The following is a 23373-nucleotide window of genomic DNA, read 5'->3' on the forward strand; positions in this document are numbered from 1 at the left end:
TGCTTTTCTGTCTGTCATTCCCGAAGGGAATCTGTTTCTGCCCTTAACCTTAGCCCTTCGAATAGCCCCCAATAGAAAAAATCTACATAGCCCCCCACCCCCCAGGGTACAGGCACAATTCACCATCCATTCGCCCTTAAGCGAAACACAATCAATGCGGCGAACGCGTAGTAGATTTCCGAATGACAAATTCAGGATGCACGGTGATCACCGAACCGGGAGCCAGCTTTCCATCCCCCTGAATCAGCCCCAGAAGCGTCGTAGCCGCTATCTGGCCCATCTGCCGCAAAGGCTGCCGAACAGTCGTGAGTGCCGGGTGACTTGAAGCCGCAAAGAGAACATCGTCAAAGCCCACCACCGAGACATCGCGCGGCACCTGCAGCCCAGCCTCGCGTAAAGCAGTGATGGCCCCCACGGCAGAGGCGTCATTGAAGCTGAAAATTGCCGAGAAAGGGATGCGGCGTGCAAGCAGCTCCTGCGTCGCCTGGTGACCAGGCTCAGGCCCCGCATCGGGACTGACTAATTGAATCGTCAACTCGGGATGAATCTCGATGCCTAGCTTTTTCGCGACTTCGCGAATCGCCTTCCACCTCCGGCTGGTATCCGAACTGAAGGACTGTCCTTTAATAAATGCAATCCGCTGGTGTCCCAGTTTTTGCAGATGCTCCAACGCAAGATGAGCAGCCTGGATGTGATCGAGCTCCACACTGATCGAGTTCTGATTATGCCAGTGCCCTGAGACCGCCACCACCGGCACACGAACCTCTTCACTCATCTTGGTGTCCACAGCGATAATGCCGTCCACAGCCCGTGAAATCATCAGCCGTGGATACTCCGCAAGCAGCTCCTCGTGATGGCGATGACTCGCTACAAAATAGAAGAGGCCCTCCTTCAGGAGAGCATCTTCTATCCCACTCAACACTGCAGTCGAATATCCCTCGCTGATCTCGGGAACAAGTACGCCGACCGTGAATGTTCGCTTCTGGCGAAGGCTGCGCGCGATCACATTGGCTTCATAGCCAAAGGATGCAGCAGCCTCCAGCACACGCTGCTGCGTAGCCTCGGCAATGCGATGGGCCTTGGCCCCCCCGTTGATCACACGGGACACGGTGGATTGCGAAAGACTAAGGTATGCGCTCAATTCCTTGAGCGCAATGGATTTTCCGGCAACTGGCCGCGTCAATTTCTCAGCGTGAGCGTGGCCAGGATTAGCTTTTTTTGTCATTGTGTTTATCTATCAAAACCGAATGATAGCAGCACAACTGATTCGTTCGTATGTTGAGGGCTCATGCGTGAGCTTATCCACGCACAAAGCCAACCTTCTTCATCGCGCCTGCTGCTTCGGGATTGCGCATGAACGTATCCCATATCAGACTGCTGCGCAGGTTCTCAGCCATGATCACAGTGATGCCCTGGTCGATACCCAGTACATCGCTGTCATACCAGTTCGCGGACGGATGAAACGCATCGACAAAACCATATCGCCCCCATGCTTTAGCACCATACTTGGCCTGCATAGCGCGCAGGACATGGATGCAATCGGCAGGAGCAAACGCCAGTGATCCACCGGCTGCGCACGGTACCACGGTTCCGTCCACAGGCCCTTGCAGCGGAGGCCCACCCCAGGCGGTATATCCCTCAGCATAGTCGGATGCACTGATACCCCAGTAGTCTTCGGAGTACCATTTGGGCATCGACAGGCAAAATGCTTTGTGCGCCTTGGTTGCCTTGACTGAGTTGTCGAAATAATTCGTGTAGTCATCATGCTTGCCCCGGAAATCAAACCAGGCCTGCGAATACTGATGCGTGAAGATGGGATCATTGCCGCTGATGTATTTGAATCCGGCATAGTCGATTGTCGGACGGGTAAAGGCCTTCCACGTACTCGGCGCAACCGGGTGTGTCGGTGAACCGACCGCCAACAAATAGATCATCATCAGTTCGCAGTAGTGCTCCCAGCGCGCAGCGAGAAATCCCTTGTCAGGAAACCACCCCATCGAAAAAGTATTGCCGCCATTCAACATCCAGGGCCAATCCACACGCTCGTAAATCTGCGTAGCCAGCGCGTGGATCTTCGCATCCTTGAAATACGCACGGGCAGTCAGCACCCCACACAGGAACAGCGCCGTATCAATCGACGAGACCTCAGAGCCGGGGAAGGGAACTCCGGTTTCAAGATCGGTAAAGTGGTAATAAAACCCATGCTCATGGTGCAGATGATTCAGGTGCCAGTCGAGCGTAGTTCTCACTCGATCGACGATCTCGGAGCGGGATAAAAAGCCACGATGATCCGCGATGCATAGAGCCGTCAGCCCAAATCCCGTTGATGCAATGCTCGCCATTCGCCTTGGATCGCGTGCGCCCGGCGCAAGATCGTTGCGAGCACGATCCAATACCTGGCCGGTGGTCGGGCTGGCTTGCTCCCAGAAGAAGAGACATGCCCGTTTTTCCAACTCTTCCAGGAAGGCTGTGTCCTCGGCTTTGAGGCTGGAATTCTCCGCCATCGCAAGCTGCTGCGGAACAAATGGCGATACCGCCGCTGCTCCCACGAGACCAAGCATTGTCCGGCGACTGACGCGATTTATTGTGTTATCCATAGATTTCCTCATCGTCATTCTCTAATTTGATGCTAGCTATTTTGTTGAAATCCCGAAACAGGCAGCCCATCGGCTGGCTGCGCCACTTTGCCGCTACTGGCCTGATTTACACCGCTTCAGCTGTGGAAAGTAGACTTTTTGAGCGTTTGCGCAAGCGATTGCGCATTGGAATTTGATAACACTCGCCCTACTCCATTGTCAAACAAGACTCCCGTATACAGAGTGGATCTGGATGCCCCGATGCCGCTTGTCCGTTCATGGCAAGATTATTTCGCAGATCATTTTCAAGATACGTGCGCATGCGTGTCCGGCTGTCATCATGAGGGGGTTCCATCGTTCGATTGCGGAATCCCATGATAGCGGAGAGAAGAACAAAGCGAAGAAATGAAGACAATCGCATGTCTTCTGGTGAAAGGTAGAGGCCGATCTTGACAACACTGCCCCGGAAGCAGTCTGATGCTCATGCAGCCCGCACTCTGATTCTGAAGTTGAATTGTTGCTCTTAGGATGAGTGTCGGTCCTATTTGCGCAGGCTATTCTCAAAATACCAACCGTTAAACATCTCAAACGAGGCGATCCGGATGTTGAAGTCGTTGCTTGCATTTGTTGCTCTGTCTTTCTGTGTGCCAACTCTGTCGGCAACGTCCTACTACACGGAACAGCCTAAAGATCCACAAGCTGTTCTGCTGACGCCCGATCATTTTCCTATTCATGGCGACGGTAAGGCTGACGATAGCGAAGCGATTCAACAAGCTATCAACCAGGTACAGCAGGAGCACAATGAAGGAGTCGTGCTGCTGCCGAGCGGTCACTATCGGTTATCGAAAACGATTTATATCTGGCCCGGCATTCGTCTCATCGGCTATGGCCCAACGCGCCCGGTGCTTGTGCTTGCAGAGAACACACCCGGATTTCAAGGTGATCCGGAATATATGGTCTTTTTCGCAGGCCGTCGCCCAGGCGCGCGCGGGGCGAATGGTTCCATTACCAGTGGTGCCGATCAAAAGCCATCGGATGCGAACCCCGGCACATTTTATTCCGCACTGAGCAATGTCGACATCGAAATCAAAGATGGAAATCCTGGCGCTGTCGGCGTACGTGCGCGGTATGCTCAACACTGTTTTCTTGCTCATATCGATTTTCACATTGGCTCTGGATTGGCGGGAATTCATGATGGGGGCAATGTCGCGGAGGATGTCCACTTTCACGGTGGCAAGTATGGCATATGGACTCGCAAGCCTTCGCCAGGGTGGCAGTTTGCCGTCATTGATGCATCTTTCGATGGCCAGCGCGAAGCGGCTATTCGCGAACATGAAGCAGGCCTGACGCTCGTTCGTCCGCAGTTCAAAAATGTACCAACGGCAATTGATATAGACGCGAGCTACCCCGAAGAGCTTTGGATCAAAGATGCTCGTCTGGAAGATGTGACCGGGCCTGCAATTGTGATCAGTAATGAGAATAATCCGCATACGGAAATCAATGCGGAGAATGTCATGTGCAGGAACGTGCCGACCTTTGCGAAGTTCCGCGAGAGTGGAAAAGAGATTCATGGCAAGGACGCAAATTATGTTGTGAGTTCTTTTAGCCACGGGCTGCATTATGCGGATATAGGGGCAACGCCTGCTATTGAAGATGTCTTCGAAGCAAAGGGCGTGCAGATATTGCCCGACCCTGTAAGGACAGATATTCCCGGCTTGCCTGCGATGAACACGTGGGTCAACATTCGCGATATGGGTGCGAAGGGAGATGGAATAGCGGATGATACACAGGCATTGCAGCAGGCAATCGATGCTCATCGCACCATCTTTTTTCCAGCAGGGCAGTATCGCGTTACCGACACCGTTACGCTCAAATCGGACACAGTATTGATCGGGTTGCAGCCTAGTATTACGAGAATTTTTCTGGCGGATCACACCAAAGCCTTCGATGGTGTAGGTGACCCTAAAGCGATGATTGAATCCCCAAAGGGCGGGACGAATATCATCACAGGAATTGGTCTCTATACCAATGGCATCAATCCACGCGCGGTCGCGTTGAAGTGGATGGCAGGTGCGGATTCCCTGGTGAATGATGTGCGATTCCTTGGCGGCCATGGAACGGTAGACAGAACTCCAGATCCGAAGCCTGAGCATCATGGTGGGGATATTTATAACAACACGCACACTGCCGATTCAGAGCTCTCACGCCGCTGGAATGGCCAGTATCCAAGCCTGTGGATTACGGATGGCGGGGGTGGCACTTTCCTGGATATCTGGACACCGAGCACGTTCGCGCAGGCTGGCATGTATATCTCGAATACATCCACTTCGGGACGCGTTTACGAGCTTTCGAGCGAGCATCATGTTCGCAATGAGATCATGTTGCGGAATGCTGCAAACTGGCAGATCTACGCACTGCAAACAGAAGAAGAACGTGGCGAGGGCGGTTTTGCATTGCCGCTGGAGATACTCGATTCGCATGACATCACGGTTGCTAACTACCACTCCTATCGCGTGGTCAGCATGTTTCAGCCGTTTCCTTATGCAATCAAAGTACAGAACTCGCGCAACATCCATTTCCGCAATGTGCATGTTTATAGCGACAGCAAAGCCTCATTCGATAACTCAGTTTATGATGCAACGTACGATATACCCGTACGGCACCGTGAGTTCGCGTATATGGATGTCTCCGGTAATGAGCCGCAGAAGGCAAGTGAAAAAGAGTCAGCTATATTTGCAAACGATCGCCGTGTAGATAAAGTTACGGGCGGATTTTTCAATATCTCTGGAGGAGCGGTCGATGCGGGAGGCGATCCGTACTTTGTCGATGCTCATTGGCAGACGATCTATCGTTGGTCAGATGCGAAGCATGAACTGATCAAGGTGCGAGATAATCCGCTCGACGCGGGCAACCTAATATTCGATAAAGCCGGAGATTTGATTGTAGTTTCTTATCAAGGGAACGGCACTGTCTACAGCTTTAAACCAGATGCGACGGATCTCAATATCACTATCCTTAAGCCGCAGCCAGCCGCGGAACGCGCGGGCGCGACGGCTGTTCTTCCTGTTGATTATTGGCGTAATGAGAATGACTTTGCGTCGAAGATAGTGCAGAAAAAGCCCTACCAGTTCGTCTCACCGGATGGGTCTCTCTTTTTGCCAGCAGGAGAAGATTTTATAAGTGGATCGCTGTATTACGGAATTAAGATGCACGACGTACTGCGTGCGTATGGGCTTGCACATGCGGAACCTGGGAAGAAGTTTTATATAAGCGACGAGTCACAGGAGAAGACCTACGTAGCGACAGTGGCCGAGGATGGCAACATCACAGACGCAAAACTTTTCGCAGACGAGGGCGGTGAAGGTGTTGCGCAGGATGAACATGGCAACGTGTATCTTGCTGCAGGGGATGTCTATGTTTATAGCCCGGATGGCAAGCGGATCGATACCATCCATGTGCCGGAGAGGCCGCAGCAATTGCTCTTTGGTGGAAGCGATGGAAAGACCTTGTTTATCCTGACACGGACTACTCTCTATTCGGCCAGGACGAAGTACAAGGGGCTCTAAAGTAGAGAAGGCCCGCTGCAATCGTTCGCAGCGGGCCTTTTTGTAACAGGTTGTTTAGATTTGAGAGCAGGCCAGAGGGCTTAGGACCAGATTGGTCACGTTGCTGACGATGGCCTCTTCTGTGTATCTGGGAGAGCCCGATAGCTTCTTCCATTCAGGATCGCTGGTGAAAGCATCCCACTTGGAGTTCATCTCTGCGAGATCGGGAAAACTTAACATGTAAGTTAACTTGGGTAGCCGTGGGCCGATAAGTGCATCGGCATAAAAGACGGGCCAGAATCCTGCGCGTTCGAAGATAGCGAACTCGCCCTTATGGAACATCTCGACCTTTCGCACATGGTCTTTATTCGTAGGGCTTTCATATGTGCGGAGTTGAAATACACGCTTGCCGTGGTCGGCCGATACGGGCGTAACTTTCAGCTTGGGTCTGCCTTCAAAAGCAACTAACAGGGTGCTTTCAATACGCACATACGGTGTTTGTGTCGCGGGCGCGTTCCAGAAGGGATCAGCAGCCTTGAGAAACTCCGCGTCTTCGGCAAGACGAAGGTCTGCTGTCACGAGAGTATCGAGCGAGTTACTCGGAATCAGCACATAGATTGTCGGAGTTTCCGGGCCGACGGTCAGGTTGAATGCGCCAATTGGCGACATGCCGAGACGGTTAAGCGCCGGAATGAGCGCGCTGGATAAATAGTTCTCGACCAGTTTGCTTTGTGGGCCACTTTGGAGATGGTACTGGCGGAGTTCGTAGTATTCGCGGCCTGCAGCTACGGGTGATTGCGCTGGCAGGTTTCGTGCTCCGAGCGCCAGTGCAGATGCTCCCAAAGATGTTGTTAGAAAACGACGTCTTTCCAATGCTCCCCCTTTTCACTCGATCGATGATCTTGAATTGTATGCTACTTCATCGGTCTTGTTTTTCGATCTCTTTTCAAGGGAAAGCTCATGGATCTATTCGGCTCGCAGGGCGTGCACCGGGTCTACGGTAGCAGCTCGTCGTGAAGGAAAGTAGCAGGCCAGATAGGCAATGACGACCACGCCAAAAGTGGTAACGCCATAAGTCACAGGATCTGTGGGACTGACGTTGAACAGGATCGACGACATAAGCCGCATGACGATAAACGCGACCGCCAATCCGAATCCGATGCCAACACCGGCAAGCAGCAGGCCCTGGCGTACGAACATGGTTGTCAACGTCTGTCGCTGAGCCCCTAGCGCCATTCGGATGCCAATCTCGCGAGTACGTTGCGAGACGGAATACGCGATGACTCCATAAATGCCGACGATCCCCAAGAGGAGTGCCATTGCTCCGGCAATACACAGCATCACGAGGGTGAAAGAAGTTCGCGCCATGGATTTTGTATAGAGAGCTTCGACAGTTGTAACGTCGGCGAGCGGGAGGTCGGGATCGAAGGACCACACAACTTGTTGGACTTGTTTCATCAGGCTTTCAGAACCAGCCAGGGGTGAGCGAATTACATAGCTCACGCTGCGGTGAACGGACTCTTTCTGTCCTTCGAATCGAGACAGAAGCACTGGCCAATATACGCTTGGAGGTGCATCCTTGTTGACTCCATCGTCATAGACATCTCTGACGACGCCGATAACTTCACGCCAGTCATCGATGCTTGCTACTCGAATATGCTGGCCGAGCGCATGCGCTGCATCGTGCCAGTATTCTTTGGCAATATTCTCAGAAATGATAGCTACGGGTCGCTTCTGATATGTGTCCGTCCAGGTTACGTCGCGCCCGGCGATGAGTGGTGTGCCCATCGTCTTGAACAGGCCGGGAGAGATGAACTTGAATCGCCGGATGGGAGGTAGCTGGCCCTCGCTCAAGGGGTGATCCTGCGTGTAAAGAAGATCGTTGGAGTCGGACCCGCTCATGGGCACAGCAGTCGAAAATCCGACTGAAGATACACCTGGGATAGCGGCCAGCTTATCAACGATCTGTTGCTCTATTTGTATGACCTGCTCGCCTTTCGTATCGGGGATTTTCGTCTCGGGAATATAGATGCGAAATGTCTGTAGAGTGTTTGGATCGGCGAATCCGGGAGATACATGCATCAACGCCTGGAAGGTGCGAATCATCAGTCCCGAACAGATGAGCAATACCAATGCCAGTGCTACCTGCACTATTACCAGAGTCTTGCGCGCACGATGCCGTTCACGGCTCTGGCTCAAAGCTCGACCACCGGCCCGCAGACCGCTATTCAAGCCTGATCCTGCAAATTTGATTACCGGAATCAGGCCAATGACCAGGCTCACAAACAGGGCCAACCCAAGGGTGAAAAGCAGCACGGGGAAGTCGATTCCAATCTCGTGAATGCGAGGCAGCCCTACTGGCGCTGTTGCTATAAGTGCGCGCAGTGCTGCATATGCCAACGCGAGTCCGATTACACTTCCAGATATGCCGAGAATGAGACTCTCGAAGAGCAATTCGGCTGTAGTTCGCCCGCGTCCAGCGCCGAGGGCAGTTCGAATAGCGAGCTCCTGACGCCGGCCTTCCACACGCACCAGCAGCAGATTCGCTACATTGGCACAGGCCACAAGCAACACCATGCCGATAGAGCCCATCAACACCCAGAGCACATTGCCTATGTCTCCGATCACATCTTTTTTCAATGAACGTAGATTGGGCTGAATGCGCGCCTTGTCGAAGATGCTTGCGCTGAAGCCATCGGGTGCAGGGAAGCTGCGAATCGAAATAGGCAGCAGCCGCGCCATGTCTGCGCTTGCCTGCTCCATCGAAACACCCTGCTTCATGCGCGCTATGCCCTGATAGCTGAAATTGCCAAGCTTCGTTTCGCTGCGATTCCACTGAAAGGGCAGATAAAGCGCGACATCCTGGTAATCCAGGAAGTGGAAGTCTTTGGGGAGCACGCCTATGATCTGACGCGGTCTTCCGTCGGCGACGATAGTACGGCCGATGACGGATTGGTTGCCGCCATATTTTTGCTGCCAATATCCATATGAAATCACTACCGTCTCGGGCGTACCGGGTGAGTCATCCTGGCGCGTAAAGAGCCGCCCAAGCGCCGGTTGAACTCCCAAAATAGGTAAGACTCCATTGGTTACGTCGAGGCCTTTCACATGCTCCGGCTGGCCGGTTCCAGTCACGCTCAGCGAGTCTCCGGTGTAGGCACCGACATCCTGCAGAGTTGTATTCTGCTCGCGATCTATGAAGTAAATGGACGGCGACATGTTGAGATCCTTGATGCCGATTCCGGGTGCGGTGTGCCAGATGCCGATCAGTTGCTCCGCATGGGGATAAGGCAGCGGCTTCAAGATCACACCATTGATCACGCTGAAGACGACCGTATTTGCACCAACGCCAATGGCCAGCGTGATCAGGGTGATTGCAGTGAAGAGAGGCGCTCGGCCGAGCCTTCTCAGTACCTGTTTGAACTGATCGAAAAAGATCGCCATGCGCATGACCTCTCATCTGCAAAGTCGCCAGAAAATCGCCGGATTTCGTGCTGCGGTCGAGTTGGGATGGCCGCTGCTCTAAGGCGTTACGTCAGGGAGGGAGAGAAAGTTCACACGATGTAGAAAATTGGCGGGAGAAAATCCATTCCTGAAGAGAAGCCTCGTGCCCGGGTCGCCGGAGGGAAATTTGAGACACTATAGACGAGGTTTGGATGACGACTCGACGTAGATTTCTCGCCCTTTCGGGAGCTGCTGCAATATCTGCAACGAATCGGCTGTTGCGGGCCCAGGCAAAACCAGCCGATATTACGCTTGAGATCGCCCCGATTCAGCTTGAAATCGCGCCGGGTAAAGTCATTTCGACAGTCGCCTATAACGGACAGGTGCCAGGGCCGTTGATTCGCTGGCCTGAAGGCAAACCTATCTCCATCGACGTCAGAAATCTCACCTCGAAGGAAGAGATCGTCCACTGGCACGGCATGCGGATTGCGTCGCTTCAGGACGGTGCGATGGAAGAAGGTTCGCCGATGATTCCTGCCAGGGGGCAACTGCGTTACGAGTTTACGCCGCAGCCTTCTGGATTTCGCTGGTACCACACGCATACCTACGCCGGGCATAACCTCAAAGAAGGACTGTACGGCGGTCAGTTCGGTTGTTTTTATGTCGAGCCAAAAGACAATGCAGGCAGCTACGATCAGGAGATTTTTCTGACGCTGCATGATTGGAAAGGCTACATGGGCGGCGGTTCAGATGCGTCCATGGATGTGGTCTACGATTATGCGACGATCAACGACCGGATGCTGGGCCATGGCGATCCGATCCGTGTTCGGCAGGGGCAGCTTGTTCTCTTTCACATTCTCAATGCGAGCGCAACGGTTATGCATTCACTCGCACTTGGACCCCATCGGTTTGGAGTTATCGCAATGGACGGCAATGCGGTTCCCAATCCGTCCCCGGTGCCTGCGATCCGACTGGCTCCGGCAGAGCGCGTGGATGTTGTCGTCGAGATGAATCATCCTGGTGTCTGGATTCTGGGCGAGACCAACGACAACCTGCGCAAGGCCGGCATGGGAATCGTCATCGAATATGCGAATCAGACCGGAGAGCCTGTTTGGCAGAAATCCGATGCGCCAGCTTACGAGTGGGATTATCGTGTCTTTGCGAACAGCGGCGCCAGTAGCGAAGAACCAGACGTTCGCATCCCGCTGGTATTCGATTCAAAATTTCGCGGACACGGTGAGTTTGACTACTGGATGATCAACGGAAAATCGTATCCGAAGACAGATACGATTTCGCTCCAACGCGGGAAGCGATATCGCCTCGTGATGACTAACAAGAGCACGGACGATCATCCAATCCATCTGCACCGTCATACGTTTGAGGTCACGAGTCTCGACGGCAAGCCGCTCTCGGGTCTGCGCAAGGATGTTCTTATCGTGAAGGGCAAGAGCAGCGCTGAAGTGGACTTTACGGCTAACAATCCTGGCCCGACGCTGTTTCATTGCCATCAGCAGAGCCACATGGATTTTGGGTTCATGATGCTTTTTCAATATGCATGACACCGGCTATGCCTTCCCAAGAATGGGTCATCTGGAATAGCCCTTTTGTGGCATCCCTGCATGGCCTTATAGCAAAGAAAAACGGTAATAAATGCCTTCACGTGGGCTACTCTATTGAATATGACTCCCGAATGGGTGCCGTTAAAGGTTGCAGCCTGAAACATTGAATCACTTGAACTCTCCGCGCATAACAGCTTGTTGCGAAACTCTACGTCGATTCCAGTCGAGTGACATCTTATGTTTCAAACGACTCCTACAGGAAACTTAGAAACTTTTCGTCTTTTTTGCGTTCCTCACGCAGGCGCGGGCCCGTCCGCCTTTCGAGGCTGGGCGTCCAGCCTGGGGCCGGAAATTGAGCTGACGCTCATTGAACTGCCGGGGCGCGAGGGACGGTTTCGAGAGCAGCCTTATGTCTCAATGAAACCGTTGATTCAGGACTTGTGCGAAGCGATTTTGCCACACCTGAATGACGATCGGGGATTCGCGTTTTTCGGCAATAGTCTGGGCGGCCTCGTCGCATTTGAGACGCTTCATGAAATCAAGAGGCAAAGCGGCTACGAAGCGGCGCATCTTTTCGTTTCAGCAACGGGCGCGCCTCATCTACCCTCGCCGCTGCCGCTCGTGGCGCACCTGTCCGATGTTGATCTACTCGGTGAGATCCTTACTCGCTACGATGGCATACCTGGGGAGATATTAGCTGACCCGGAATTTTTGAAGGCCATGCTGAGTATTATTCGAGCGGATATGCGAGTGCTGGAGTCCTATGTTCGCCCCGGCATATCTCCGCTCGACTGCCCGATCACAGCCTTTGCCGGCCGCTACGATCAGACCGTGTCGCTTGCGGAAGTGGAGGGATGGAAGAGTCAGACTCAGGCGTCGTTCGACTTGCTCCTTCTCGATGAAGATCACTTGTATCTTCAGAGCGCCAGGCCAAAGCTGACAGAGATCATTCGCAACACTCTTTTGAATGTGAGCTGCGCACGCTAAACAGAAAGATCCAGGAGAAGCATGAAGGCAGCAGAGAATTCCAATTCCGAGCCAATCGCAATCATCGGCATGAGCTGCCGACTTCCCGGCGCATCCAGCCCTGAAGCGCTGTGGCTGTCGATTGTCGAAAAGCGAGACAACCTCGCCGATTATCCGGGAGGCCGTTCGCCGGAGTTGGACGCCTATTACGCACAACCCGGCGTACCCAACTTTGCCTCGACGGCTCGCGGTGGCTTCCTGCCTGATCTCGATAAGTTCGACGCATCTTTTTTTGAAATTTCCCCACGCGAAGCTCAGTGGACAGACCCTCAACAACGTCTTCTGCTTGAAGTAAGCTGGGAAGCGATGGAAGACGCAGGCCTGCGTCGCGAACAACTCGCAGGTAGCAAAGCTGGCGTCTATATCGGCGTATGGGCGAGCGATTACGAACGGCACTCCGGTGCGAACGCTCCCTCGATCGACTTTTTCCATCTTGCCGGTGGCCCGCTTTACGGAGCATCCAGCCGCATCTCCTACCAGTTCGATCTTCGTGGACCAGACGCATCTGTCAATGCAGCCTGCGCGTCTTCATTGGTGGCAATCCACATGGCTGTGCGGGCACTGCGTGCTGGTGAGTGTTCAGTCGCTCTGGCTGGTGGCACCAATCTTATTTTTCGTCAGGAACTCACGCAGGCGCTTGCTTCTGCCAATGTGCTTTCGAAAGATGGCCGCTGCAAATTCGGCGATGCCAGTGCTGATGGCTTCGTGCGCAGTGAGGGAATCGGCGTTCTTGTTTGCAAGCGTCTCTCCGATGCGGAGCGCGATGGAGATCGAATCCTTGGATTGATTCGGGGCACGGCCGTCACGAATAATGGGCAGGTTACAGGCTCCATGTCGAGCCCGAGTGAAGAGGGTCAGCGGCAGGCCATGCTCGATGCAGTGGCTGACGCGCAGTTAGATCCAGCGAGCATTGATTACGTTGAAGCCCACGGCACGGGCACACGTGCTGGTGATCCCGTCGAATTGGCCGCAATTGCATCTGTGTTTGGCAAGCAGACCGGACGATCTTCGATTGTGCGCGTAGGCTCGGTAAAGTCGAATATTGGTCATACGGAATCGACTGCAGGCATTGCCAGCATCGTCAAGACGATCCAGGCATTTCAACATAGATTCTTTCCTCCGACCATTCATGCGCACGAATTGAATCCTGCTGTCGATTGGGATAACAACGGGTTGATGCTCGAACGCGAAGGTACGCAGTGGGAGGCGAACTTCAAATCTCCGCGTCGCGCGAGTGTCAATGGTCTTGGGCTGACCGGGACGAATGCGCATGTCGTTCTCGAAGAAGCACCACCATCTGTGCCGATAAACACGGCCTCCAGGGCAGCTTATCTTCTTCCTATTTCAGCCTCATCAGACGCTGCTCTGCTCGAACGCGCTCGCGATATCGCGAATAGACTTGAGCAGTCAGATCTCAACGGAGATTCTGTAAGCCCATGCAGCATTGCCGATCTTTGTTTCACCGCAGCAGTTAGGCGAACACATCTCTCACATCGGCTCGCGGTTACTGGCACTACATCGGAAGAACTGCAAGGAAGTCTCCGTGCATTCGCATCAGGGCAGGAATCGCGGCTTTCAGCATCCGGTATCGCTAAGCAGAACAATCTTCCAAAGGTAGCCTTTGTCTTCCCGGGCCAGGGCTCGCAATGGATTGGCATGGGCCGTGAACTACTTCAATCCGAACCTGAATTTCGTCATGCAATTGAGGCATGCGACCTCGAGATACAAAAGGAAACAGGCTGGTCTCTACTCGATCAATTGCAGAACCCTGCTCGCGAAGATCAGCTAGCGCGTATAGACACGATCCAACCCACGCTTTTTGCAATGGAAGTAGCTCTCGCCGAGTTGTGGAAGAGTTGGGGAATTACGCCGCATGCCGTGGTTGGGCACAGCATGGGCGAGGTCGCGGCAGCACACATCGCCGGGATTCTATCGCTTACTGACGCAGTCAAAATCATTTGCCGTCGCAGTGCGTTGTTGATGCGTGTTGCCGGTTCAGGCGCTATGGTCGTCGTGGACCTGACGCGCGTAGAAGCAGAGCAGGCTATAGCGGGTCTGGAAGATCGAATCTCTATCGCTGTTTCCAACAGCCCACGTTCTACAGTGCTGGCAGGAGATCCGAAAGCACTCGATGGCCTTGTCCAACGCCTTGAAGCGCAGGAGATTTTTTGTCGCTGGGTGCGGGTTGATGTAGCTTCGCATAGCCCGCAGATGGATCCTTTGAAAGATGATCTGTCCGAGGCGCTTCGCGATATCGAGCCGAGTAGCGCATTAGTCCCAATGTATTCGACGGTGAAGGCAATTGTGATCGACGGCGGCGCTGGTAAGCAAATGGATGCAGCTTACTGGGTCAGCAATCTTCGCGAGACAGTGCAGTTTGCAGCGACTGTAGAAATGCTCATCGAGCAAGGTTTCGATGCGTTCATCGAGATGAGTCCTCATCCGATTCTCATTCCTTTCGTAGAGCAGACGGCCGAGCATGTAGGGCGGCAGGTCCTGGCCATCGGATCATTACGGCGCGAAGAGCGGGAGACTGAGACGCTGCTGCTCTCGCTCGGCAGGCTTTACACACATGGTTTTGAAGTGGACTGGAAGCGCCTTTACCCAGTTGGAAATCAGGTAAGCCTGCCCGCTTATCCGTGGCAGCGCGAACGTTTCTGGATTGAGTCGTCGAATGCGAAGCGTTCGCTCATGCCAGGCTCAGGACACCCGTTAATCGGCGAAGCTCTTCACTCAGCAGCTGGTCAATATATCTGGACTCCAACTCTGACTGCAGACAATCATCCGTGGCTTAAAGATCATGGAGTCGATGGCTCCATCCTACTTCCCGCGAGTGCTTATGTTGAGATGGCGCAAGCTGTGCAACAACGGGTTTTCGCGACGGCTGCAAGAGGCATTGCATCTACGGCATCCATTGAGCATCTGCGTCTCGATCAGGCGATCATACTTACCGCGAACAGCGAAATGCTTCTGCAGTTAATCGCGTCACCGCAATCGGACGGCTCCTTTCATTTAGAGTTTTTCACTCGTACGGAAGAGAGTGCAGAGTGGAATAGAGCTGCAGAAGCACGACTGCGGCAGTCTGTGCAGACTGTCGCTGAAACAGTAAATCTGAGTGCCTGGGAAGACGCTGAACTTTCGCCTGAATCCATAAGTGGTCAGCGCTATGCAGAGTCCTTCGCGCGATTCGGCTACGAGTTCGGACCCAGCTTTCGTCAGCATGAATGGGCAACTCTTTTGAAGAGCGCCGGACTCGCAGCGATCAGGGTTCCTCAAGGGCTCAACGTCAACGGCTACCATCTGCATCCGGCAACTCTGGATGCTGCACTACAACTGCTTGCCAGTGTGTTGTTCGAGAACAGTCAAACGGATACTGCGCTGCTGCCTGTTGAGTTTGACCACATCGAGTTCTTCCCATCCATCGAACGAAGTTCCGTCTTCTATGTTCGCGTGCTGGTGGAGAGCGTCGGCTTGCTGAAAGGAGATGTCGCAATCTATGACGCACAGGGACACATGCGCGTCAGGATTTTAGGTCTCGAATTCAAGCCACTTGCCTCCACTTCCGCAGATCAACTGGAAGCGATGATGTTCACCATGGACTGGGAACCTCTCTCCGATCTGCGCACAGGCAGCAAGCAAGCATCCGGCTCCTGGCTTTTGATTGCGGATCATGCAGATCACAAGAATGTCGCAGATCAACTAGCCAATGCTCTAAGGCAGGCTGATGTTGCGGTTCAAATTGTCAGTCGCGCTGAAGTGCTTAAGAGTGAAGAGCTCCTGGCCGATAACTTAAGTGGTGTGGTCTTCCTTGCTTCCTTGGAACTGACTGCAAGTTCATCGTTGGCACAAGCAGAAGAGATTCATTTGCATGTAGTCCAAGTTGTGCAGCGATTGAGCGATGCAAACGAGGCTTCAACTAAAGGCGGGGAAGAGAACACGCGTTTCTGGACTGTCACCCGTAGTGCCCAATCTATACGCGGCGAATTTATCGCAAGTCCGCTTGCATCTGGAATATGGGGCCTCATCGCTTCGGTGCAAAACGAGTATCCAGAACTGCATGCGAGCTGCATCGATCTGCCGGTTGAGATTACTCCAGCCGAAATTTCTCGCCTTGCAGAAACACTCATCGGTAATCCTGAAGAAGATCGCATCCTGCTTCGTGCGAATGCGTCGTACGCAGCGCGCATGACGCAGTGGAGCGCAGACGATAGCAACGCCTCTATCTTCACCATAACCGGCGATGAAACCAGCGAAGACTTCAAGTTTCCAGGCTCCGCGAATTCCTTTGAACTTATTCAGCGCTCTCGCAGCTTGCTCGAAAGCTTTGAGTTGCGATCTACGATTCATCCTGATCCCGGCCCTGACGAAGTGGAGATTGCAGTTGAAGCGGGAGGCCTCAACTTTCTCGATGTTCTTCGCGGCATGGGAATCAATGACGCTCTGTCGGGATCTCACTTCGGCGGCGAATGTTCCGGAATAATATTGCGTGTCGGCGCTAACATTACCGCGTTTCAAGCGGGGGATGCAGTCATTGCCATCTCTCCGTCTTTTCAGGACGCGACACTCTTTGCCTCGTGCGTGAACATTCCAGCGGCCCTGGTTGTTCGCAAGCCGCAATCGATGAGCTTCGATCAGTCCGCAGGATTGCCCTGCGTGTTTCTCACTGCCTACTATGCGTTGGTCAAATTAGCGCAGGTCAAGCGTGGTGAAGAAGTTCTTATACATGCCGCGGCAGGTGGCGTAGGGCTGGCTGCGATTCAAGTTGCACAATGGCTTGGCGCTGAGGTCTATGCAACGGTTGGCTCGGATGAAAAGCGCGCTTATATCGCAAGTCTCGGCGTAAAGCACATCATGAGCTCGCGTACACTCGATTTTCGAAATGAAGTACTGGCGAAGACGAATGGCGAGGGCGTCGATGTTGTTCTGAATTCACTCGCAGGCCCAGCTATTGCAGCCGGGCTAGAGTCGCTCGCTCCCTATGGCCGCTTCATTGAAATTGGCAAACGCGATATCTGGGAGAACAGCAAGATCGGCCTCAATCCCTTCCTGCGCAACAGATCGTTTTTTGCCGTCGATCTTGCAAAATCCGTTGAAGATCGTCGAGCGATGGTGGGCGAGTTATTCGGCGAAGTTATAGCTCTGTTTGAGCAAGGCATCTTCCGTGCGCTCCCTGTCACGGTCTTTCCGATTTCGCAGGCAGGCGAGGCCTTTCGCATCATGGCTCAGGGTAAGCATATGGGAAAAATTATCCTGTCTATGCGGGGCTCCGATGCCCAGGTGCACTTAGATGCGAGTCGAATTTCTTTCAATGCGACGTATCTTATAACCGGCGGCCTTGGCGGTTTGGGACTAGTAGCCGCAGAGGCACTCGTCGCTCGTGGAGCACGGCAGTTAGTCCTCGTATCGCGCCGGGAGCCATCGGTAGAAGCGCAAGTCATCCTAGATAAACTTGAGAGCCAAGGCGCAACGATTCTCGTCCGCTCTCATGATTTGACTTCGTCCAAAAACGTGGAGGAACTATTTGCCGAGATTCGAAGTTCACGGCCACCTCTGCGCGGTATCATTCACGCCGCCGGTGTTCTCGATGATGCCGTAGTACAACATCTCACAGCGGAAAAGTTTGCCACGGTCATGGATGGGAAGGTTGGCGGCGCGCTTGCCATCGACAAAAACATTGTTCCCGGCGAACTCGATTTCCTTATCTACCACTCATCTGCTGCCGGCATTCTCGGCACGCCTGGACAGGCAAACTACGCTGCTGCAAACGCCATGCTTGACGGTCTCGCTCATCAACAACGCTCGCGCGGCATTCCGGCGATCAGCATTGATTGGGGTTCGTGGGCGGAGGTGGGTTTGGCCGCACTTCAGCAAAATCGAGGAGCCCGTCTCACCTCGCATGGGCTCACACCGCTGACCCCGGCAGAGGGAAGCGAGCTTTTATTCCGCATTCTTGCTGAGGCTCCAACGCAGGTTGCAGCCATGCGGTTTGACGCGAATGCCTGGTGCGATTCGAATCCAATTGCGAGAAGGTCGAGGGTTTTCTCCGCACTACTCAACGAGGCTCGTTCGACAGCTTCAAAGACAATCGACATCGCCGAACAATTCAGGTGGTTGTCATCCGACGCATTGCGTGCAGCGCTTACAAGCTGGGTGCGAGAGCAGGTGTCGACAGTTCTTCGCTGCGAGATTGAACGCGTAGCTCAAGACAAGGCGCTGCGCTCGCTGGGCCTTGATTCGCTAATGGCTCTTGAACTACGCAATCGTCTGGAACGCGGTCTACATCTCAAACTCTCGGCGACATTGGCCTGGAACTATCCGACTGTCGTTGCTCTTGCCGCGCATCTCGAAACGAAGCTTGCATCAGGAACACCAGGTTCAGCATTGGCAAGCGCCCTCGCAAAATCGGAAACCATCGATTCTGCTGCGTTGCCCCAAGAGAACCTTTCATCAATCAAAATATTCGAGGAAGCATCCACGCATGCGACGCCTGTTCGGTCGCATGTAGATCCTTCCGCGGCAGAATTACTGGAGGCCGAATTGATGGGCGTCCAGAGTCTGCTGCATAAATAGGAGATGCATCTTGTCGGAGAGTAGCCAGAGCAATCTGAACCCGAACGACCAGCTCCTCGAGCGCGCGCGCAACGTCATCCGCGAACTTAGAGAAAAGCTAGTCGCCGCAGAGGCGTTAAGTAAGCCTGCGCCTATCGCTATCATCGGCATGGCTTGCGATTTTCCCGGCGTTCGAACAGACCTGGACGCTTTCTGGAAGATGACTGTTGAAGGCCGCGATGCGGTCTCCATGATCCCCGAGGATCGCTGGGATCGCGAAGCTCTCTATGCTCCCCACGCGCCGACGCCTGGCAAAATGAATACACGTGAAGCCGCTTTTCTGGGAGATGTGGCGCGCTTTGACGCGGCCTTCTTTGATGTTGCTCCAGTTGAAGCCGTGCGCATGGATCCGCAGCAGCGCATCTTTCTCGAGACAGCATGGCATGCGATCGAGGATGCGGGCTTATCACGCGAGATGCTTAGCGGGAGCGAAACCGGAGTCTTCGTTGGTGTTCACAGTCAGAGCATGGACTACTATGCGCTGCAGGCCTCAGAGATTGATTCGCTCGATGCTTATGCCGCGACAGGTACAGCCCAGGATGTTATCGCCGGGCGCCTCGCTTACTGGCTTAATCTGCAAGGCCCGAGTATGGCGGTCAATACTGCATGCTCATCGTCTTTGGTTGCATTGCACCTGGCCTGCCGAAGCCTGCGCGCAGGAGATTGCAGCGCTGCCATTGCTGGTGGAGTCAACCTGCTGTTGTCGCCAACAACCAGCGTCGCTGCCTCGCAGTTACAAATGTTGGCTCCTGATGGACGGTGCAAAGCCTTCGATAGTCATGCCGATGGATTTGGGCGAGGCGAAGGCTGCGGAATCGTTATCCTCAAGCGTCTGGCTGATGCGGAGCGCGATGGAGATCGCATCCTTACCATTATTCGCGGCTCGGCAATCAATCAAGATGGAAAGACGAATGGCCTCACTGCACCGAATGGTCTTGCACAGCAGCGCCTTTTGCGACGTGCTTTGGAGAATGCAGGTATTGCGCCTTCGCAGGTGGGCTATGTCGAGGCTCACGGTACCGGCACTACTCTGGGCGATCCTATCGAAGTAGAAGCGCTTACGGAGGTTCTCGGCGCAGAAAATCGTATCTTCCCTTGCGCGCTTGGATCGGTGAAAGCAAACATAGGCCACCTCGAAGGAGCAGCCGGTATTGCCGGCGTTATCAAGGCTGTATTGGTATTGCGCAACGGCTACATTCCTCCCGTCGCCAATCTTAAACAACTTAATCCGCATCTCGCATTGCGAGGCTCAGGTCTGCACATTCCCATGCAAGGCCAACCGTGGCCGCGAAATGGACAGAGGATTGCTGGGGTCAGTTCGTTCGGTTGGTCGGGTACCAACGCGCATTTTGTTCTCGAAGAAGCAGCGGAACCGCAGGCAGACAATTCAGCATTCGTAGCGGAGAGTTCATTCGTAGTTGCAGTCTCTGCTCAGTCAACGGAGGCTCTTTACGCTTTGATGCTGGCCTATGCTGATCGCATCGAAAACGTAGGCCAGCGAGAGCTTCGCGACATCGGTTTCACCAGCACATTGCGGCGTTCCCATCACGCGCATCGAGTTGCAGTTACAGGTACGAATGGCTCTGAAATCGCTGCGATACTTCGAGCCAAAGCAACAGCGTTGAAGGCGCACGAGGGTGTGAGACATTCATCTGAAAACGCAATCCAATCTTCGTCTGATTCTGCTAATCGCTTGCAACTGATCATAAGAATGTATGAACAGGGCAGCGACGTAGAGTGGAAAGAGATTTATCCCTCTGGTGGTCGAACGGTCAGCCTTCCTCGCTATCCTTTTCAGGGTAAGCGCTATTGGCTGAGTGAACGCAGCATCTGGCATTCCTCTACTGCCAATACAACTGCGCCCGATGCCTGGTTCTACTCCACGGAATGGGTCGAGCGGCCTTTGCCGATTAGCTCTACTCCAACGCCATTCAAAGCATGGCTCATCTTCGATGATGGATCTGCATTCGGCGAGACATTGGCTAACGTTGTTCGTAAGTATGGGCACAGAGGAATCCTCGTAAGCAGTGGCGAAAATTTATCCAGACTCTCTACAAATCACTACACGATTCCGGGAGCAAATCCAGATCAGCTTGATCAGCTTTTTGCTCTGTTGGTAAGCGAAGGCATATCGACTGCCAATGTCATTTTCATCGCGGGGCAAAGTCGCGTGGAGGAGCTGACCTCACATGCACTTCACCTGGCGCAGGCTATTCTTCGCAGTAAGCTTGATCTCAAGCTGTGGTTTATTTCGCGGCAATCCCAGGAGGATCATGCCGCTCTGCTGGGCTTCACTCGTGTTTTCGGCCTGGAACATCCAGATCGCTCTGGCGTGGTAATCAATATTGATGAACATGCGGTTGAAGAGCAGGCAATTGCAGTCTTCAACGAGATAGCTCATGTAAACAGCGAAGATAAAGTAGCTCTTCGTGCAGGCAGACGATTCGTTCCGCGTCTCAAACGACGCACAGCGGTGCGCAATAAGAGTTTTACTCTTCGTGAAGATAGATGCTATCTGATCACCGGTGCTTTCGGCGGGATTGGACGGCATCTCGCTGAATGGCTGGTCAAACGCGGAGCACGCAACCTGGTGCTCGTCGGTCGTCGACATCCTGATGAGATGCAGCAGACTGAACTGATCCGGCGTCTTGACGATCTGCGCAAGCAAGGCGTCACAATCCATCTTCAGGTCTGTGATATTGCAGACGCATCCGCAGTAGACTCCCTCTTTCGTGATATTGAACTACGCGCGAAACCGCTATATGGTGTAATTCACGCTGCGGCTGCTATATCTTTTGGATCCATCGCGCAGGCAACCCAAAGAGATATCGATCTTGCTTTTGGAGCGAAAGTAGAAGGAGCCAGGCTGCTCGATTTGCATACACGCAAGCATCCACTGGACTTCTTCTTACTGTTCTCTTCTGCGGCGGTTTCCATCGGTTCGCGAAACGCGGCTCTTTACGCAGCCGCGAACAGTTGCCTGAATTCTCTTGCCATAGATCGCCGACATCATGGACTAGCTGCATCAAGCATTGAATGGGGACTGTGGGCAGACTCTGCCGCCATTGGTCAAAGAAGCCTGATCACAAATTCAGGATTCCTGCCCATGCAACCAGCAAAAGCATTGGATGCTTTAGAGCGCATTCTACTCACCGAAGATCAGACCGACGATTCGACAACGTTGATCGCTGACATTGATTGGCAGACGCTTCGACCAGCGTTGCATATGCAACACCGCGGGCTCTTCATCGCCGACCTAGACGAGGCTCCCAGATCAACTGTGGTAGCAGGCGAAGCTCTTGCGTCAACTCATACGCCGAAGATATTGCTGAAAATTCAAGGTGCCCCCGCAACAGAACGATTGGAGTTATTGATCGAATATGTAAGTGCGGAAACAAAATCAGTGTTCGGTATTGCTGCTGATGAACCTCTCGACGAAGGACGCGGGTTTTTTGATCTCGGAATGGATTCGTTGATGAGCGTTGAATTGAAGAAGCAGCTTGAGTTGGGGCTAGGCGTTCAATTGCCAGATACCCTTACCCTCACTTATCCAAGCATCACTGCTCTTGCTACTTATCTCAAAACCAAACTCTTTTCCGAAGCCAATGATGCGGAGCTTGAGATAGCAGAGATGGACGATGCAGAAACAGATGCTGCAATTGCCGCTGAACTTGCGGCGATTCATCAGAAGCTGGGAGCGCGCTGAGCGATGACAACAGACAACCAACCGCTTAGTTCAGAAAAGCAGACGCTGCTCGCCCTGCGTGCTTTGCGTCGGCGCGTCGAAGAACTGGAGCAGGCGCAAGACCACACTCGGGATCATAGCGAACCGATTGCCATCGTAGGCATGTCGTGCAGACTGCCCGGTGAGGTTGCGCATCCGCAGGCATATTGGCAACTCATGACTGATAGGCGCAATGCAGTGGTCGAGATTCCACGAGAGCGTTTTGATCTTGATTCGATCTTTGATTCGCGTCAACAGACCGCAGGTAAAACATACAGCCGTTGGGCTGGAATGCTCGATACGCCGGGAGATTTCGATGCCGAGTTTTTTGGCATATCTCCGCGCGAAGCGCTAAGTACAGATCCGCAACAGCGCCTGTTGCTCGAAGCCAGTTGGGAAGCACTGGAAGATGTAGGCATGGATCCTCGATCACTTGCCGGGCAAGATGTAGGCGTCTTTGTCGGTATCACCAGTTCTGAATACTCCCAGCATCATCAACAATCAGTTCCTGTCGAAGAGTTCGAAGCCTATATGATGCAGGGCTCGGCGCTCAATGCCGCAGCCGGACGGCTTTCTTATTTTTATGGTTTCTCCGGTCCAAGCATGGCCATCGACACAGCATGCTCATCATCGCTGGTTGCTATTGATCGTGCCTGCCGCAGCCTCTCACAAGGAGAAACGAATCTTGCATTGGCAGCGGGCGTAAGCTTTCTGGCCAATCCTGAGATGCTCATCATCGCTTCACAATGGGGCATGTTGTCAGCGCGCGGAGTTTGTAGAGCGTTTGATGGCGGGGCGGATGGTTTTGTTCGTGGCGAAGGTTGCGGGGTAGTGGTGTTGAAGCGCTTGCGAGATGCCGAGTTATCGGGGGATCGTATCCTTGGTGTGAT

At 53.5% G+C, this 23373-nt stretch carries 10 protein-coding genes; 6 read left to right on the forward strand and 4 right to left on the reverse strand.

Annotated elements, in window-relative coordinates; translation table 11 throughout:
- Positions 1-151: 151 nt before the first annotated feature.
- Both OHL19_RS10475 and OHL19_RS10480 read right to left on the reverse strand, forming a co-directional pair.
- Positions 152-1225, reverse strand: coding sequence for a LacI family DNA-binding transcriptional regulator (locus OHL19_RS10475; RefSeq protein ID WP_263357609.1), 1074 nt, complete (start codon positions 1223-1225; stop codon positions 152-154).
- Between the two features lie 73 nt (positions 1226-1298).
- Positions 1299-2597: a glucoamylase family protein gene (locus OHL19_RS10480; RefSeq protein ID WP_263357610.1), complete on the reverse strand. Its 1299-nt coding sequence runs from the start codon at positions 2595-2597 to the stop codon at positions 1299-1301.
- Positions 2598-3178: 581 nt separating this feature from the next.
- Between OHL19_RS10480 and OHL19_RS10485 the strand changes: the two genes are divergently transcribed.
- Entirely contained in the window at positions 3179-6142 is a 2964-nt protein-coding gene (locus OHL19_RS10485; protein ID WP_263357611.1) for a glycosyl hydrolase family 28-related protein, read from the forward strand.
- Between the two features lie 54 nt (positions 6143-6196).
- Here the strand turns inward: OHL19_RS10485 and OHL19_RS10490 are convergent, their stop codons facing one another.
- Positions 6197-6994: an NIPSNAP family protein gene (locus OHL19_RS10490; RefSeq protein ID WP_263357612.1), complete on the reverse strand. Its 798-nt coding sequence runs from the start codon at positions 6992-6994 to the stop codon at positions 6197-6199.
- 93 nt (positions 6995-7087) lie between these two features.
- The gene (locus OHL19_RS10495; RefSeq protein ID WP_263357613.1) at positions 7088-9565 is read right to left on the reverse strand and encodes an ABC transporter permease; all 2478 of its coding nucleotides are present in this window, start codon (positions 9563-9565) and stop codon (positions 7088-7090) included.
- A gap of 212 nt (positions 9566-9777) precedes the next feature.
- Between OHL19_RS10495 and OHL19_RS10500 the strand changes: the two genes are divergently transcribed.
- From OHL19_RS10500 to OHL19_RS10520, 5 genes are all read left to right on the forward strand, one after another.
- The gene (locus OHL19_RS10500; protein ID WP_263357614.1) at positions 9778-11124 is read left to right on the forward strand and encodes a multicopper oxidase family protein; all 1347 of its coding nucleotides are present in this window, start codon (positions 9778-9780) and stop codon (positions 11122-11124) included.
- Positions 11125-11361: 237 nt separating this feature from the next.
- Positions 11362-12111, forward strand: a complete 750-nt coding sequence (locus tag OHL19_RS10505) for a thioesterase II family protein (RefSeq protein ID WP_263357615.1) — start codon at positions 11362-11364, stop codon at positions 12109-12111.
- Between the two features lie 21 nt (positions 12112-12132).
- On the forward strand, positions 12133-18720 hold the full coding sequence (locus OHL19_RS10510; protein ID WP_263357616.1) for a type I polyketide synthase: 6588 nt from the start codon (positions 12133-12135) through the stop codon (positions 18718-18720).
- Positions 18721-18730: 10 nt separating this feature from the next.
- On the forward strand, positions 18731-22465 hold the full coding sequence (locus OHL19_RS10515; protein ID WP_263357617.1) for a type I polyketide synthase: 3735 nt from the start codon (positions 18731-18733) through the stop codon (positions 22463-22465).
- A 3-nt stretch (positions 22466-22468) separates the two neighbouring features.
- Positions 22469-23373: beta-ketoacyl [acyl carrier protein] synthase domain-containing protein (locus OHL19_RS10520; protein WP_263357618.1), on the forward strand; the 905-nt coding region annotated here is incomplete at its 3' end.

This window comes from Acidicapsa ligni (assembly GCF_025685655.1).
Lineage (GTDB): Bacteria > Acidobacteriota > Terriglobia > Terriglobales > Acidobacteriaceae > Acidicapsa > Acidicapsa ligni.

Coding starts and splice junctions, on each gene's coding strand:
- OHL19_RS10505 (WP_263357615.1), top strand. CDS start 11,362: ATGTTTCAAACGACTCCTACAGGAAACTTAGAAACTTTTCGTCTTTTT.
- OHL19_RS10495 (WP_263357613.1), bottom strand. CDS start 9,565: ATGGCGATCTTTTTCGATCAGTTCAAACAGGTACTGAGAAGGCTCGGC.
- OHL19_RS10485 (WP_263357611.1), top strand. CDS start 3,179: ATGTTGAAGTCGTTGCTTGCATTTGTTGCTCTGTCTTTCTGTGTGCCA.
- OHL19_RS10510 (WP_263357616.1), top strand. CDS start 12,133: ATGAAGGCAGCAGAGAATTCCAATTCCGAGCCAATCGCAATCATCGGC.
- OHL19_RS10500 (WP_263357614.1), top strand. CDS start 9,778: ATGACGACTCGACGTAGATTTCTCGCCCTTTCGGGAGCTGCTGCAATA.
- OHL19_RS10475 (WP_263357609.1), bottom strand. CDS start 1,225: ATGACAAAAAAAGCTAATCCTGGCCACGCTCACGCTGAGAAATTGACG.
- OHL19_RS10480 (WP_263357610.1), bottom strand. CDS start 2,597: ATGGATAACACAATAAATCGCGTCAGTCGCCGGACAATGCTTGGTCTC.